The organism is Flammeovirga aprica JL-4, assembly GCF_012844305.1.
Taxonomy (GTDB): domain Bacteria; phylum Bacteroidota; class Bacteroidia; order Cytophagales; family Flammeovirgaceae; genus Flammeovirga; species Flammeovirga aprica.
The window spans coordinates 36,805-53,167 of record NZ_JABANE010000024.1; the positions used below are offsets into that span (position 1 = coordinate 36,805).

General features: G+C 35.6%; 14 protein-coding genes. All 14 read left to right on the forward strand.

The features are described 5' to 3' along the window. Positions 1–6: 6 nt before the first annotated feature. The 14 genes from HHU12_RS10880 (at position 7) to HHU12_RS10945 (ending at position 16,196) form a co-directional block, all read left to right on the forward strand. Positions 7–495, forward strand: coding sequence for a hypothetical protein (locus HHU12_RS10880; RefSeq protein WP_169656769.1), 489 nt, complete (start codon positions 7–9; stop codon positions 493–495). 126 nt (positions 496–621) lie between these two features. After that, positions 622–2,235 carry a sulfatase-like hydrolase/transferase gene (locus tag HHU12_RS10885; RefSeq protein ID WP_169656770.1) on the forward strand — a complete coding sequence of 538 codons (1,614 nt, stop codon included), beginning with the start codon at positions 622–624 and terminating at the stop codon, positions 2,233–2,235. A 219-nt stretch (positions 2,236–2,454) separates the two neighbouring features. Further along, positions 2,455–2,922 (forward strand): nuclear transport factor 2 family protein, encoded by a 468-nt coding sequence (locus HHU12_RS10890; protein WP_169656771.1) that lies wholly within the window; start codon positions 2,455–2,457, stop codon positions 2,920–2,922. 2 nt (positions 2,923–2,924) lie between these two features. Beyond that, positions 2,925–3,884 (forward strand): SDR family NAD(P)-dependent oxidoreductase, encoded by a 960-nt coding sequence (locus HHU12_RS10895; RefSeq protein WP_169656772.1) that lies wholly within the window; start codon positions 2,925–2,927, stop codon positions 3,882–3,884. Position 3,885: 1 nt separating this feature from the next. Beyond that, positions 3,886–5,484 (forward strand): phytoene desaturase family protein, encoded by a 1,599-nt coding sequence (locus tag HHU12_RS10900; protein WP_169656773.1) that lies wholly within the window; start codon positions 3,886–3,888, stop codon positions 5,482–5,484. 99 nt (positions 5,485–5,583) lie between these two features. Further along, a complete protein-coding gene (locus HHU12_RS10905) occupies positions 5,584–5,880 on the forward strand; it encodes a putative quinol monooxygenase (RefSeq protein WP_169656774.1) in 297 nt (98 codons plus the stop codon). Positions 5,881–6,018: 138 nt separating this feature from the next. Beyond that, the gene (locus HHU12_RS10910; protein WP_240970913.1) at positions 6,019–6,807 is read left to right on the forward strand and encodes a DUF3050 domain-containing protein; all 789 of its coding nucleotides are present in this window, start codon (positions 6,019–6,021) and stop codon (positions 6,805–6,807) included. Between the two features lie 9 nt (positions 6,808–6,816). Continuing rightward, positions 6,817–7,341, forward strand: a complete 525-nt coding sequence (locus HHU12_RS10915; RefSeq protein WP_169656775.1) for a DUF4269 domain-containing protein — start codon at positions 6,817–6,819, stop codon at positions 7,339–7,341. Positions 7,342–7,435: 94 nt separating this feature from the next. Then, complete coding sequence (locus tag HHU12_RS10920) at positions 7,436–8,281, forward strand: NADAR family protein (protein ID WP_169656776.1); 846 nt, start codon at positions 7,436–7,438, stop codon at positions 8,279–8,281. A gap of 6 nt (positions 8,282–8,287) precedes the next feature. Next, positions 8,288–9,007 carry a class I SAM-dependent DNA methyltransferase gene (locus tag HHU12_RS10925; RefSeq protein ID WP_169656777.1) on the forward strand — a complete coding sequence of 240 codons (720 nt, stop codon included), beginning with the start codon at positions 8,288–8,290 and terminating at the stop codon, positions 9,005–9,007. 352 nt (positions 9,008–9,359) lie between these two features. Continuing rightward, positions 9,360–10,709 carry a hypothetical protein gene (locus HHU12_RS10930; protein WP_169656778.1) on the forward strand — a complete coding sequence of 450 codons (1,350 nt, stop codon included), beginning with the start codon at positions 9,360–9,362 and terminating at the stop codon, positions 10,707–10,709. 42 nt (positions 10,710–10,751) lie between these two features. Beyond that, entirely contained in the window at positions 10,752–13,904 is a 3,153-nt protein-coding gene (locus tag HHU12_RS10935; protein WP_169656779.1) for an nSTAND1 domain-containing NTPase, read from the forward strand. Positions 13,905–13,915: 11 nt separating this feature from the next. Beyond that, positions 13,916–14,980 carry an outer membrane beta-barrel protein gene (locus HHU12_RS10940; RefSeq protein ID WP_169656780.1) on the forward strand — a complete coding sequence of 355 codons (1,065 nt, stop codon included), beginning with the start codon at positions 13,916–13,918 and terminating at the stop codon, positions 14,978–14,980. After that, the gene (locus tag HHU12_RS10945; protein WP_205959856.1) at positions 14,931–16,196 is read left to right on the forward strand and encodes a hypothetical protein; all 1,266 of its coding nucleotides are present in this window, start codon (positions 14,931–14,933) and stop codon (positions 16,194–16,196) included. The genes HHU12_RS10940 and HHU12_RS10945 overlap by 50 nt, the downstream gene beginning before the upstream one ends. Positions 16,197–16,363 lie beyond the last annotated feature (167 nt).

Here is a 16,363-nt window from a genome sequence, read left to right on the forward strand (position 1 = left end):
ACCATCATGATAATTAAGGTTATAAACACAATTGTGTTATGTCTTGTAGTGACACTAACAGTCAATGCTCAACTATTGGAGGTAGATAAAACTGAGGGGAATACCAAAACTCAGATTACCCAAGAATGTAGCATTATTGAAAATGAAAACATCGCTTATATTTCTTTTTCAAAAGTATCTGATAATAATAAAACAGAATGTCAGTTAAAAATCTCGATTTCATCTCAGGATGGTGATGAATCATATGATGCAGGAACGGAATTCGTTTTACATTTAGAAGATGGGAGTGAGATCCGTATTACAAATCTAGAAGATGTGGAATATGAATACGATATGAATCAATTTATATGTATGATTAATCACAAGCTTCAAGAAGAGGATTTAAAGAAGCTGCAAAACAACAAAATTGTAGATATCAAAGGATATAATTTGGATGGAGCAGTAGATCAAATGGCATCTTTAAAAATTCAAGAATCAGTGAGATTGATTATTTAGGAAGAAAATAAATATTTTATCTTCATTTGAACAGGACCTTTCATTCATTTGGGAGGTCTTTTTTCATTGTCAAAAGTTTTTAGTTAATTGTCTTTTTTAAAGTTCGATTTTTTTATTGAAATGACTATGAAACAACTACTACTTATACTACTCCTATGCTCTCTTTTTGGAATAATCCAAGCACAAGACAATCCAAATATCTTATTGATTATTGCCGATGATATGGGTGCTGATGTGACGCCAGGATATGGTATTGGCAGGAATTTACCTACTACACCCAATTTAGATGCATTGAGAGCCTCGGGTGTGACTTTTACCAATGTGTGGGCTACTCCCGTTTGTGCAGCGACGAGGGCTACAATCATGACGGGTAAATACGGAGTAAATAATGGCGTTCCTACCGTACCTGGAGAGTTGAGTACCGACCACAAAACTATTTTCACACAGCTAAAAGAACAAACCAATAACGACTATGTCACTTGTTTAGTGGGGAAATGGCATTTGGGAAAAAGTAATGATTACGACCACCCGAATGAACATGGAGTGGATGAATTTATGGGTGTGTTGAAATCCGGAGTGGCTGATTATTATAGCTGGAAAAAGGTAGAGAATCAACAGCAGGAAACATGTAATGAATATGCAACTACTTATTTCACAGATTACGCCATCAATTGGATCAATAAACAAGAAAAGCCTTGGCTGATGTGGCTAGCCCATGTTACGCCTCATACACCTTATCAAATGCCGCCAGAAGGAACCTATTCTGAAGGCCATACGGGTTCGGCCGCCATGAAAACGTATCTTTCAATGATAGAAAATATGGATTATGAGATTGGTAGACTTTTAGAAAATATTCCTGATGAAGTATTGGCAAATACGGTCGTTATTTTTGTTGGGGATAATGGTACTCCTCCGAATTTAGTAGAAGGTTATAATCAAGGAAAAGGATCTTTATACAATGGAGGAGTTCATGTACCAATGATCATTTCTGGTAAAGGGGTCACGCTTCAAAACAAAGAAGTAGACGAGCAGATCAATGTGTGTGACTTATTTGCTACCATGGCTCATTTTTCAGATGAATCAATCGGAGAAAAAGGAGGTTTGTACAACAGTTTGAGTTTTAAACATCTTCTTTCAGGTGATGAAGGTACAGTCAGAAAATACAATTATATGGAACTCGGTGTAAAAGACGGTTTCCCTGATGATGCTTACACTATTCGAGATTCACAGTTTAAAATGATCCAATACCTTGATAATGCTAAAACTCAGGAATTATATGATTTAATAGATGACCCTTATGAAACCAAGAATCTTTTAGAAGGAACGTTGACATCTACACAACAAGCACGACTATCGATGCTTGAGGAAGAAGTGAACCGTATCAGAACAGGTTGGTCTTGTAATGATGGTATCTTAAATGGAGATGAAATTAGTATTGACTGTGGGGGAGATTGTGGTGATTGTAATGTAACTTCTATTCCAGACTTTTTGACTTCTGAAGCGTATGCTGTATTCCCAAATCCTTTTGAAGATCAATTGAATTTGAGTTCACTAGAAGTGAATGCAGAAGTGACCATTAAGGTATATAATTCATCTGGTCAAAAAGTGGATGAAGTGCAACAGACAAGTGCTTCTAATATCATAATTGATACAAAGAATTATCAACCGGGCATCTATTATGCTGCTGTGCATACTATTGAAAATCAATCTAAAAAGGTGTTTAAGCTCATCAAAAAATAAAATTATTTCCACAGGTATAGAGAGCATCTATATCTGTGGGTACTTTAATATATTATAACCCTTTTCTATTTCAATATTAAACCTAATACCACTAACTTAGAAGGGAGCATGAAATGAGTTTAAATGGGGAGGCCTTATCCTCAGCTAAACTATACTCTATCAAAAAATATTTGCTGTACGAATTATTTTTTGAACTACTAAAGCAATTAAATTTTATATATGAGAGCAGAAAACTTAAACGAAACGAACAACGCTTTTCATCTGACCCTTGAGATTGTCAACGAACTATGGACAAAGACCTACAACACTGACGGAAAACCTGATTGGTCCCATATTTTACCTTATTATGATGATAAAATCTATTTCCGCGATTCTATTCAAGAGATAAAAGGAATGACGGAGTTTAAGGCGATGACCGAAAGACTTACCAAACGTTCAAAGGACCTTAAAATGAAATTGGTGAGAGTCATTCAGAAGGACAATGATTTCTTTTTGGAATGGGAAATGACGATCAGTTATAAAAAATATCCAAGTTCAGTGATGTACGGAGCAAGTCGCCTAACAATCAATAATAACGGGAAGATTATAGAGCAAAGAGATTACTACGATCTATGGGGTGACATATTTGATAATATTCCACGTTTCGGTAAAGCGTATAGAAAATTCATGAAAAAAAAATTTGGGTGATCATGAAAGAAAATGGAATAAGATTTTGGAAATACTTCAGAGAATATGAGTGGTCAAATGTATATTCTATGTTGAAAAACAATAGAAAAGACCCCAAAATATGTTCATCGGAGTGTAAAGGGAAGTTGGTGGTGATCACAGGTGCAACTTCAGGCATTGGTTATTTAGTGGCCAAAAAATATGCTTCAATGGGAGCAAACCTACTTTGTATCAATAGAAACTTAGAAAAATCAGAGCAGTTAAAAGCCGAAGTTGAAGAACAATATCAAGTGTCATGTGATTTTATGTTAGCCGATTTGAGTAATATGAAAGATGCTCACTCAGTCGCAGAGAAACTAAATCAGATGGATGAACCTATTGATGTAATTATTCATAATGCAGGTGTTTTCTTAACCCAAAAAGAACTAACCAATGAAGGCATAGAAAAAGTATTGATGGTACATCATATTGCACCTTTTATCATCAATTATAAAATTAAAAATAAACTTAAGGCTCAGGAAAAAGCTAGAATTATTTTTGTCAATTCTGAAGGACATCGCTTTGCTCCTTGGGGTTTAAGATTGGATGATTTGAACTTCCAAAAAAGGAGATATTCAGGGTATGCAAGTTATGGCTCTGCTAAACTTGCTCAGCTTTTATGTATGCTGAAGTTTAAATCCTTTTATGAAAATTCAGGAGTGATTATCAACGCTATGCATCCAGGGGCTGTTAAATCAGACTCAGGCAAGGAAAATGGAAAAGTGTATCAGTGGTATAAGAAGAATATTTTAGATCGAAACTTAAAGCCAGCAACTGTATCAGCAGAAGCACTTTATCATTTAGGTGTATCAGAAGAAGTAGAGAAGATCAATGGAAAGTTCTTCAACCTGACTACTTTGGAAGAGCCAACTCCTCCAGCATTGGATCACGAAATAGCAGAACTCTTATGGAATATAAGTAAAACGATGGGTAGACTGAATTAAAATGGAGACTTCAAAATATGATGCTGTAATTGTAGGCGGAGGTATAGCGGGGCTTACTTCTGCGGTGTATTTAGCACGAGCAGGAAAAAAGATTGTGCTGATTGAAAAAAATAATGAGTTTGGAGGCTTGGTTAGTTCTTTCAAAAGCAATGGGTTTCATTTTGAAGCAGGGGTTAGGGCATTGGAAAGTGCGGGTGTAATATTACCTATGTTGGATGATTTGGGGATTGAAATAGATGTAGTGAGAAGCAAAGTTTCTGTAGGAGTGGAAGATCAAGTGGTGAGTATTGAAGATGAAGGTTCAATAGTTGAATATCAGAAAATGTTGATTCATCTTTTTCCTGAAAGTCAATTGGAAATAGAAGGTTTTATTTTGGAGATGAAAAGGGTGATGAAGCACCTTGATGTGTTGTATGGAATTGAAAACCCTGTCTTTAAAGACTTGAAGAGAGACGTGAAATATATTTTCAAAGAATTGTTGCCTTGGCTTCCAAAGTTTTTGCTGACTGTCAGAAAGATCAATAAGTTAAGCGAGCCTGTTGAAGCCTATTTGGAGCGGTTAATTACCAATCAGTCTTTGAGAGATATTATTTCACAACATTTTTTCAAAGGGACTCCTGCTTTTTTTGCAATGAGCTATTTCTCTTTGTACTTGGATTATTTTTACCCAAAGTTAGGAGTAGACCAATTAGTAGAGAAGTTAGTAGCAAAAATCAAAGAATACGGAGGAGAGTTGATCACTAATACCATGGTGACAGATATAAATGCCTTTGAAAAATATGTGATTGATCATAATGATAAAAAGTACTTTTATGATCATCTGATTTGGGCTGGAGACTTGAAAAATCTTTATGATCATATTTCAATTGAGAAATTGAATTCCAAAACACAAAAGAACTTCAATGCAAAGAAACATGAATTTGATGCGACAAAAGGAAGTGAGTCTGTATTTTCACTCTACCTTGAAGTCGATTTACCTTTGAGTTATTTCCGTAACATTTCAAATGGACATTTCTTTTATACTCCTAAAAGGAAAGGCCTCAATAAAATACATCGGGAAGAATTGAAAGAAATACTTTTGAACTGGGAGGAGATCAGACGTCCAGTTTTATGGGATTGGGTGTATCGCTTTTTGAATTTCAATACTTTTGAGATATCAATTCCAGGTCTAAAGAATAAGGAACTAGTACCGCCACACAAAACGGGATTGATTATTAGTTTTATCATTGAACATGAGCTTTTTGTCAAATTGAAGAAAAAAGGGTGGTATAAAGCCTTTGTTTCAAAAGTGGAAAACACAATCATTCAGTCTTTGACCAACTCCATCTATCCAGAACTTTCAAGAAATATAGAAAATCAATTTTCTTTTACACCTATCAGTTATAAAGAGCGAATTAATAGTTCTGATGGGGCAATTGTGGGCTGGTCTTTTGAAAGGAAAATTCCTGTGCCTCATAAAATTCAAGACTCAGGAAAGGCAATTTTATCACCCATTCCAGATATTTTCCTTGCAGGCCAATGGGCTTACAGTCCTGCAGGTGTGCCAATGTCTATTTTGACTGGAAAAATGGCTTCCGATAAGGTTTGTTCATTGAGTTGATGCATTGAAAATTCTTCTTAATGTGAAATCAAAATCGTATTTTTAGAGAGAAATATATAACCATCAAAAAATAATTTTATAACTATTTTCAACGAAAAAATGTCAAATCAAAAATTAACCATAGTTGCAAAAATATTAGCAAAACAGGGAAAAGGTGAATTTGTGAAGAATGAGTTGCTAAAATTGATTGAAGTTACAAGAGCTGAGAAAGGATGTATCAATTATGATTTGCATCAAGATAATGAAAATGAGAACTTATTCTTGTTTTATGAAAACTGGGAGAGCCGTGATTTATGGCAACAACATATGGAAAATGAACACCTTGCAGAGTACATGAAAGCTACGGAAGATGCTGTGGAAGAATTTACACTCAATGAGATGACGCATATTGCCTAACCTATTTGTCTCACACAACAACAATAGCAACTTTAATTTATAAGTTGCTATTGTTGTTTATAGATAGACATCTACTAACTTTGCACCATCAAAATCAGCAAGGATTCATTATCTAAACTCATAACAAACAAACTTAGTATGATGTACACTATTGAATACATTGAATCAGAAATTAAATTACTGAGAGACCAACTGTCTAATCACGCACTATACAAAAACTTAAGAGAGGTAAGTGATATCAAAATTTTTATGGAAAACCATGTGTTTGCCGTATGGGATTTTATGTCTTTACTGAAAGCATTGCAACAACAGTTGACAAATGTTGAATATCCATGGACTCCAAGTCCGAACCCTACAATAGCAAGGTTTATCAATGAGATTGTATGTGGAGAGGAAAGTGATGTGAACGAACTAGGCGAACCAAAAAGCCACTTCGAAATGTACCTAGATGCAATGGCTCAAGTGAATGCTGATCCTTCAAAAATGGAGCAATTGATAGCTTTCCTTAAGGAAGGAAAATCAGTAGATGTAGCATTAGAAAGAGCTTCTGTTGATAAAAGAGTTGCATCATTTGTTCGATCTACTTTTACAGTAATTGACACACATCAGACTCATCTTATTGCTTCTGCTTTTACATTTGGAAGAGAGGATGTTATTCCTGATATGTTCTTAGAAATTCTAAAAAATGCAGAAAATCAGGAACAATACAATAAGGTTGTATACTATCTGAAAAGACATATTGAGTTGGATGGAGATGAGCATGGCCCATTGTCATTAAGAATGATTGCAGAACTATGCGGAGATGATCAAACAAAATGGGAGGAAGCATTAACCACAGGAAAAAATGCTTTACAAAAACGAATAGAATTGTGGGACGCTATCAATGATCTTATCTTAGCTCACCAATCAAGTGAAGTTTTAGTATAGCGTTTATTAATGACCAATTTCAAAAATATTGAATACCTGAAAGAGGGGAGTGACAGACAGAAAGAAGCCTATAATGCTTTGAGAAAATATAAAATTTTCGAACGTCTGAAATCTTACAATCCCCTCTTGACAGGAACTATCCCTATCAAAATAGATTTACCTGAAAGTGATCTGGATGTGATTTGCCAATGCGCAAATTTAGAGCATTTTGAGTCTTTTTTGGTCGAAGAGTTTCAAAAAGAAAAACACTTTCAGCTTACTATTTCAAGTAAAGAAAATACAGGAGCTGTAGTTTGCAGTTTTATGATTGATGCTTTTGAAGTGGAAGTTTTTGGTCAAAATAAACCAACAGAAGAACAGAATGCTTATCGACATATGTTGATAGAGCATTATTTATTAGAAAAAAACGGAGAGGCATTTCGTCAGAAAATAATCGCTTTAAAAGAGGAAGGATTAAAGACAGAGCCAGCTTTTGCAAAATTGTTGGGATTGGAAGGAGATCCTTATCAGACATTATTGAAAATTGAAATCTAAGTTTTTGAATACCTTAGTACAAAGTCAAAAATAAATCATAGTTAATTTTGAATTTGTGCTTAAATACATTTATCACATTACACTATTCCAAAACATGCATTACCTATCTACCAATGAAGTGAAAGAAATGTGCTACAACAGCACTTATCATATCAAGGATTTTTTATTAGATCAGAAAGAAGTTTTTCCTTATCATATTAATGTCCTTTTTGATCAAGTAAAACAAGGTAAGGTGCGTCATGAAGGAATAACTGCTTTCGTTAGAAAAAATGCCTCACGATTGCATTTGGTAAGCAAAGAATGTGATTTGCTTTCTTGTACAGCTGAAGGATTTCCAATCAAGATACCTCAATTTCCTCATTTCAGAACAGCAGAACATCTTTTTCAATCCATTAAGTTAGATCCTGAAAAAGGAGATGAAATAATTGAAAAACAACTGTTGATTATTGATCAAACTTCTGGAATAGGAGCACAGCAAGTAGGTGATCGTAAAGATGATATGAGAATGTTTTGGCGTTCACCTTGGATCATGAAAGATTGGGAAATGAGAGATCTTCCTTTTGAACAATACAAAGAAAAACACTGGGAGGCTCTTACAGCAATAGTCAATGGTAAGTGGTATGCCTTGCTGATGAAATTGGCCAACAACCGAAAGGAATTTGGGAAGGTATTATTAAAAAATGGAGCGGTGAAACAGTCGCCGATTGTTGAAATAGAATTGGACCAAAACAGTTCAAATACTTTCTGGGGGACAAAAATTCAAAGTAATGGTATGATGCGAGGGTTGAATTTAGGAGGGAAGTTGTTATCAAGATTAAGAGACCTTTATCGTTTGGAATTGTTGCAAAAGAAGGGCACTTTTAATTTATTGATAGTCAAGCCACCTTTTAATGTTGAAATCATTGGAGGACCAATACCTGAAGTGGATTACAACGAATAATTAACTATGGATCAAAAAGAAATCAATCAGAAAAATAAAGCAATTTGGGAGGCAAATGCCAAAGTGTGGGACGAGAAAATGGGAGAGAAAGGAAATGACTGGCACCTCCATTTGATTGCCCCTCCTACGGACACACTTCTAGACTTACAACCTGATGATCATTTATTAGATGTGGGTTGTGGAAATGGAATTTTTGCAAGGCGAATTACGGAGAAGGGATTCAAAGTGACAGCGTTTGATTTCTCCGAAGAAAATATCAAAAGGGCAAAAACACATGGTGGTTCAGTTGATTATTTTGTAATTGATGCTACTTTGAGAGAGGAGCTACAAACTTTAGGAAATAGTTTTGATAAGGTGGTGGCGAATATGGTTTTGATGGATATGCCTGACTTAAATCCTTTATTTAAGTACGTATCTGATGTATTGACTCTAGAAGGATCATTTGTGTTTTCTATTCAACATCCCGCCTTTAATTCTGAATTTGTAGACTTTCAAGAAGAAGGTCTATTGATAAAAAATTATATTAAAAATAGTACTTCAAAAGGGGTAGCCCTAGAAGAACAGCCGGAAGAACAGTTTTATTTCCATCGTCCTATCAGTGAATATTCCAAATTAGCATTTAAGTACAAATTTGTGATAGATGCTATTGAAGAGCCTGTGTTTGACAGAGGTGATCTGTTTTCAAAAATTCCACCTGTTATCATTTTTAGATTGAGGAGAAGATGATGTAATATATGTGCTAGAAATCTATATTTTTCAATCTGTAAACGATAGGGTGTAACGGAAGTTTTATATTTTGAACTTTAACAAGAGTATTTGAACTGAAATACTCTATTTTGATTGAAAAATGAAGGTCAGTATATGATTATTCTTATTTTTTGTATAAAAAAAGCTATCGAAATCTGAATTCGATGGCTTTTTTATTTTTTATTAAAGGAATGTTAATGTAAGTTAGTGTGCAGATTGGTTATTTTATTGATATAGGTGCACAATTAAATTACGTAATTCTACTGACTTTTGTAGGAAAGTGCACACTTATCTCAAACGCTCAACACATTACAAACTTTATACGGAATCTATGCATATTCATATTATTTGTGTGAATACAGGTGAAGAAAACCCTGACGATCATTTAGAATTAGGCTACATGATTTCAGATGCTCTACAAGTGGCATTGAAAGAAATGAAGTCACAGAATATACAAGTCAACGTTTCCTTTGGTGATAAAGCAAATGAAGAAGCTGATATCGCTATTTGGTTTGTTTGTGAAGCATCAGATATTCCTTTAACCGTAAATAATAATCAACAAAATTATAAGCTGTTCCTTAACAATTTAGAAGAAGAGCATCAACCTGAAGCTATAAAAAACTTACGCTCTTATCACCTTTCAAGATTTGATAACAGAATCGGTAAAGAAGTCACGCTTTCAATTCCTTTATTAGAAGGTTATAGAGTGTTTTATTGGTTGGTGATTTCCGATTTAGCCCTTGATATTTACGATGCCTTCAATCAGCATCATTATTCCAAGCAAGTTTTTTTAGGAGATACTTCTGATGATTTGAGAATGGAAAGGTTGCTTTTGAAAAGGGATCTTAAAGCTTTTGGTTTTGATATATTACCCAAAAAAGATTACCCGTGCCATACAGATTCAATGTCACAAATACAATGGGAAGACCTCAATGATGTAGAAATTGCAATACATTTAGCAGGAGGAAGGGAAGGTGAGAAAATAAATCATGATGCGTATTCGTTCTTAGAATGGCAAGAAAAAGTCACAGAGACTTACGTGCTTCAAAATGAGAATAAAATAAAGAAGTTTGTATGGGTGCCACCCACTGTTCGTTTCTCAACAGATAAAAGAAAATTTTACATTGAGAAATTACTGAAAAATGTAGATGAACATGAGGCAACCTACACTTTTAAAACGGACTTAGAAAAGTTCAAGACTATTCTTCATGGAGAATTGAGCACTTACAGTAGAGGAGAAGATCCTAGTTTGAAAGACGATTTTGCTGCTAAGAAAGTGTACCTTATGTGTGACATTGAAGATACGGAGCACTCTGAAATTCTCGAAAGTAGGTTGTCGACTCTAGGGTTTGGCATTTTAAAATTGGGGACAGGACAGGGTGCGAAAATGATGAGAAGACAACATCAGAGACATCTGCAAGTTTGCAATAGTACTATCATATTTGTTGACAAAGCACCTGATGATTGGATTTTAGCCAAGTTACAAGACAATTTACGCGCTTCTGGTCTGGGGAGAAAAGAACCTCTTAATACCAAAGCCATTGTTGCTACTAATTATGGAATTGCATCGAGGTTATCTAAAATTTTAGACGGTAATCCACTTTATAAATCTGTCGGTATCTTCGTTTTTGACGATGTAATGATTTCCGATGATTTGCTTAGTTTTTTATCCTCTTTTTAACTTTATTGTTGTAATTTAACGTTTTCTTTACGTTTACTTTCTATGAATTCATTCTCATCCACAAATACAGACGCTCAAAGGCTAGTCTTGGGGGGACAGTTTAACCCTTTCCCAGGACTAAGACCGTTCCGTACGGATGAAACTTTCCTGTTCTTTGGTCGTGATGGACAAACAGAAGAGGTATTATGGCGTTTAGAGAAAAATAGGTTTGTAGCCGCTCTAGGAGCCTCAGGTTCTGGTAAGTCTTCTTTGATTTATTGTGGTCTAATCCCTGCATTACAAGGGGGATTTATGGAGAAACAAGGTTCTTTATGGAATGTTTCTACCTCAAGACCCGGTACAGACCCAATTAAAAACCTTGCACTTGCAGTATTACAGTCTACTACAACTTATGCTGAAAAATCAGTAGAAGATCAAGAATTACTTTTGAATGTGGCGATAACAATGCTACTGAGTAGTTCAAAAGGACTGGTAAACCTTGTAGAGAGGTTGCAAAAAGATGAAGGACACAATTTCCTAGTATTAATAGATCAGTTTGAGGAACTTTTCAGATTCTCTAGATTAGAGTCAGAAGACCTTTCTATGGGGATGGCTTCTGCATTTGTAAAACTATTAGTTGAAGCCACAAAGCAGAAAAAAGTTCCGATCTATGTAGTGATGACAATGCGTTCAGATTACATAGGTGACTGTGCAAGATTTCCAGAACTTACCTATCTCATCAACGAAAGCCACTATTTGATTCCTCAAATGACGAGAGATCAAAAGAAAGAAGCGGTGTTAGGACCAATGTCTGTTGGTGGGGCTAAAATTTCTCCAAGATTATTACAAAGACTCTTAAATGATTTGGGTGATACTCAAGATCAGCTTCCTATCATGCAACACGCATTGATGAGAACTTGGGAGTATTGGAGTTCGCATTCAGATGATAATGATGAAGTCGATGTCTTTCATTATGAGGCCATCGGTGGAATGGGAGAAGCTTTATCACAACATGCTGATGAAGCGTACCGTGAGCTATCTGAAGAAGAGAAATTAATCTGTGAGAAATTATTTAAGGCATTAACGGAAAAAGGAGACGATGGTAGAGGTATCCGTCGTCCAACAAAACTTAAAAATCTAGCTCAAATTGCTGAAACGGAAGAGGGTGTTGTTATCAGTGTGGTTGACCGTTTTAGAAGTTCAGGAAGAACTTTATTAATGCCTGATCAGAGTGTAACTGTGATCAGTGATACTGTTGTAGATATTTCCCACGAATCGTTGATGCGTGTATGGATACGTTGTCGTGATTGGGTGGATGAAGAATATGAAGCTGTAAAAATATACAAACGCCTTGCTGAAGCCGCATCAATGTATCAGCAAGGAAAAGCAAGTTTATGGCGTCCGCCAGATCTTTACATTGCCATTCAATGGAAAGAAAGATTCAGACCAAACCTAGCTTGGGCTATTCAATACGAACCGTCTTATGAAAGAGCGGTAACTTTCTTGAAATCCAGTCAAGAAGAATATGAAGAAGAGCAAAGAGTAAAAGAAAGGTTACAGAAAAGAATTGTCAAGCGTACCAAAGTGATTGCACTCGTTTTAGCGGCTGCAACTATTGGTGCGATTATGCTTGTAATTTTTGCTCAAATGAAAGCAAGAGATGCTGAAATAGCGGCGATTCAAGCCACTGAGTTTGGTGAAAAAGCGAAGGAAAGTGCTAGAATTGCTGAGGAGCAAAAGAAAAAGGCCGAGGCACAAACAGTACTAGCGGAGCAGGCGGCAGACGAAGCGCGTAAACAGACAGAAATTGCACAAGCAGCAAAAGATTCGGCTGATTATCAGAAGAATGTTGCATTAAGGCAGTCTGAGAGAGCACGTCTAGCTTTAGTAGAGGCGGAGAGACAAAGACAATTGGCTGATGCTGAAAAAGATAAAGCCACATTGAATGCTAATATTGCAGATAGAAAATCGAAGGAAGCTGAGTTGCAAAAAGAAGCGGCAAATCTTGCGAAAGCAAATGCTGATACGCTTCGTTTCCTTTCTATTGCACAGGCATTAGCCGTAAAATCACTTCAATTAAAAGATCCGGAGCAAAAGGCATTATTAGCCTCTCAAGCTTATGGATTCAATAAGCAGTACAAAGGGCTTGATCCAAACCCCGATGTATACCAAGGTTTGTATCAAGCAGTAAAAGGCTTCAAAGGAGATGATTTTAACTTGATGAAAGGTCACAAAGATTATGTGAGAACATTGTTTTTTGACCCGGAATTAAACCTTTTATATTCAGCAGGTTCAGACGGTGCTATTCATAAATGGCAAAATGGTAGTTTAGAATCTGAATTGATTGCGGAAAATCAAGGTGTTATTCGTGGTTTGCTCGTTTCAAAAAACAAAGGAAGAGCGGCTATTTACACCGAGCAAGGTCAAATGACTATTTTCAGCTATCCTGAATTTAAAGAATTGAAAAAAGTCAGTGTCTCAAAAGGACAGCTTTGGACAGGTTCATTTGATCAGTACGGCGATAGAGTATTTTTGGCTGGGCAAACACAAAAAGTGTATGCAGTGGATATGGAAAGTTTTGCCGTAGCAAGCTTTGTGAAAACTACTTCAAGAATTACGAAATTACAGGTTTCTAATCTGGATGGAAGTATATGGGGGATGTTAGAATCTGGAGCCGTGATGAAATGGTGTCCTGATGGTGGCTGTGATGAAACATTGGTTTATGCAGATCAAAAAATTACAGGTACAGCCCTAGCATTTTCTGACGATGGGAAAACTGTAGCTTTAGGTTTTGAAGACGGTAAATTGATCCTTTGGGACCGAATTACTGGTACTGAGATTGATAACTTGCAGGGACATGACACACGTGTTACTTCCCTGAAGTTTGATAATGAACGCAAGCGACTTGTAAGTACAAGTTTAGACGGATCAGCCAGAATCTGGAATATTGAAAAAGGTAGAACCAATGAATCGCCAATTATATTAAATGATTTAGGAGCTTGGGCTTCTGAAGCTTCATTTGCTGATCATGGTAAAACATTATTTGTAGGTACTTCAGGACATGATTTGAGAAGATATGAGTTGGATATTCCATCATTATCTGACAATGTGTGTTCTTTAATGCCTAGAAAAGAAATGACGCAAAAGGAGTGGGACAGATATGTAGGGGAAGGTATTGACAATAGAAATGTTTGTAGTGGATTGGACATCAACTAAATTTTTAGACTTTGTATTTTTTTAAAACTTCAATCAGATTTTTTTTATTTCTACTTCTATTTACGCAAACCATAGGAAGTAGTATCGCTCAAAGTTGTGAGGAATTATATGTGCGTGCCAATGCCATGTATCTCGAGGGAAAACTCTTACAAGTGCCTCTTGAGTTGGAAGAATGCATCACTTTAGGTTATGAAACGGAGGCCAAACAAACAGCAGCAAGAAGGCTTGTAATTTTATCCTATCTCTATTCCGATAAATTGCCAGAAGCAGAAGAGGAAATGCTGAACCTTTTGAAGGAATACCCCGAGTATAAACCTGCTAAAGCGGATCCAGCGGAATTAAAAAAGCTTTACGAAAAGTTCAGAACAAGACCCATAATGACTTTTGGTATTTTGGCAGGCTTGACTTACAATCAGGCATTTGTTGATCAAACTTATGGAGTGGGAAAAGAAAGTTTGCATGAAAATGTACAGTACAATCCAAAAGTAAATTTCAAAGTTGGAGTATCCTTTTCTTATTTACTCAGCAAGCAATTTCAACTTAATATATCGCCTTCTTACGAGAATATTACTTTTGAAACGAATGAGAAAGCATTGGATTTTTCTTCTACAGTGATGACGGAGAATCAATCTTGGCTCCATGTTCCTGTGATATTGAGATGGGTGATTGCTCCCAATACACAACTCAAACCCTTTATAGGAGTAGGAGGAGCAATGAGGTATTTACTTTCCGCTAACATTGAAGGTGCTCAATCTTTTGATGAAAGCGGTATTGCAGATATTGAACCTTCACCAATTGACATCAAAGATCAGCGAAAAGAAATGCTTTATGAGGCAACCGCCCAAATTGGTTTTCAAATTAAATCAAGGATGACACATTGGGATATTTTTGCCACTTATACTTATGCTTTATCAACTTTCAATAAGCCTAATACTAGATATGATAATCCAGAGCTGATTTTCAGTTATGGTTTTGTTGATAATGACACAAGGTTAAATGTGTTAGCACTAAATATTGTATTTTCTTATGATTTCTATAAACCTAAAGTACTTAGGAAATACAAAAATATCGACTAAACAACTACAAGAAATTATGACAATGCGTTTTATACCAATTTTTTTATTGCTTAGCTTTTTTCTAGGATGTGAGGAGGTAGATTCCTATAAATCTGGAGAAACTTATATCAAATTTTTCGGCACATCAAGTAAGGAACAGGGAGTTGATATTATTTCACTTTCAGACGGCTATTTATTGCTGGGAAATACAGAGTCTTCTTTATCAGGCTCTTCAGTAATGCTTGTGAAAGCGGATAAAAAAGGAAATGAAGAGTGGCAAGCTGTATATGAAGGTGATCTTAATGAGGATAAAGCGGTAGGGATGATTCAGCTGGAAAACGACAATATTGTTATTCTTTCCAATAGAAATGATACTACTGGAATATTGAGTTACACAAAACCTGATGGAAGTGACCTTAATGAAAATGAACCGATTGTTTTAAAACCTACTACAGAAAATATTCAAGTCAGATATAATTCCATTGAGCCTTTGACAGAAGGAGGTTTTCTTATTGTTGGAGAAATCAAAAACCCTCAGAATGAATGGGATATGTTGAGTATGAAGTTGGATGACAATGGAACGATTATCTGGGAAAAAGTAGAAGGTTATAAAGGGGATGAAGGCTCTGATGATTTAGGGAATGCATCTGCAGAAGATGGCGCTCAGTTTTATTACCTATTTGGTTCTGTAGATATCCTCAAAGTAAACAGTAGTTCAGAGGAGGTTGTTGTCTCAGATATGCGTACTGTTAGTGTAAACCGTTTGGGTAATATTGTTTGGGATAAACAGGTTTCTACTTTTGAAAATGAATATGGAGTGGCCATTAAAAATTATAATGGAGACTTTTATATTCTAGGCCGAAGAGAGTCATCTGCAACAGATAAAGATATTATTTTTTCACAATTGGATGCCAATGGAAATGCAGGAGCACTAATCGAATATGGAGGTAATGGGATTGATGTCGGTAATGACATGATTATCACTCCATCGGGCATTTTTATTACAGGAAGTTCCAATCAAAACTCTGGAAGCGAAGATATTTTAGTGCTTAAATTAAACTTCCAAGGGGAAGTAATATGGCAGAGCACTGCAGGTTATGAAGGTGTGGATTTCGGGTCCAAAATTTTGATTGAAGAAGATAATTCTATTGTTGTTGTAGGGACTGGATTTTTTGGAAACAACGATAAAATTTGTCTTTTAAAACTAGACGAGTCAGGTAATTTATCAAAACTATAACTTTTTTATCTTAACATACGTTTACAAAATAGTTGAAATTATTTAACTTAAAGGGAACTGTTAAGATCTTTCTATAAATATTGCTTTTTTCTATACTTTTATTTTACGCTCACAACTTTTTTAGAAGGTCAATCACCCTAAATGACAGACATAATTAAGCTACATAC

Bases quoted from the DNA above. Each gene is read 5' to 3' on its own strand.
- HHU12_RS10935 (WP_169656779.1), top strand. From the start codon at position 10,752: ATGAATTCATTCTCATCCACAAATACAGACGCTCAAAGGCTAGTCTTG.
- HHU12_RS10945 (WP_205959856.1), top strand. From the start codon at position 14,931: ATGATTTCTATAAACCTAAAGTACTTAGGAAATACAAAAATATCGACT.
- HHU12_RS10930 (WP_169656778.1), top strand. From the start codon at position 9,360: ATGCATATTCATATTATTTGTGTGAATACAGGTGAAGAAAACCCTGAC.
- HHU12_RS10880 (WP_169656769.1), top strand. From the start codon at position 7: ATGATAATTAAGGTTATAAACACAATTGTGTTATGTCTTGTAGTGACA.
- HHU12_RS10890 (WP_169656771.1), top strand. From the start codon at position 2,455: ATGAGAGCAGAAAACTTAAACGAAACGAACAACGCTTTTCATCTGACC.
- HHU12_RS10910 (WP_240970913.1), top strand. From the start codon at position 6,019: ATGATGTACACTATTGAATACATTGAATCAGAAATTAAATTACTGAGA.
- HHU12_RS10920 (WP_169656776.1), top strand. From the start codon at position 7,436: ATGCATTACCTATCTACCAATGAAGTGAAAGAAATGTGCTACAACAGC.
- HHU12_RS10905 (WP_169656774.1), top strand. From the start codon at position 5,584: ATGTCAAATCAAAAATTAACCATAGTTGCAAAAATATTAGCAAAACAG.
- HHU12_RS10925 (WP_169656777.1), top strand. From the start codon at position 8,288: ATGGATCAAAAAGAAATCAATCAGAAAAATAAAGCAATTTGGGAGGCA.
- HHU12_RS10915 (WP_169656775.1), top strand. From the start codon at position 6,817: ATGACCAATTTCAAAAATATTGAATACCTGAAAGAGGGGAGTGACAGA.
- HHU12_RS10895 (WP_169656772.1), top strand. From the start codon at position 2,925: ATGAAAGAAAATGGAATAAGATTTTGGAAATACTTCAGAGAATATGAG.
- HHU12_RS10885 (WP_169656770.1), top strand. From the start codon at position 622: ATGAAACAACTACTACTTATACTACTCCTATGCTCTCTTTTTGGAATA.
- HHU12_RS10900 (WP_169656773.1), top strand. From the start codon at position 3,886: ATGGAGACTTCAAAATATGATGCTGTAATTGTAGGCGGAGGTATAGCG.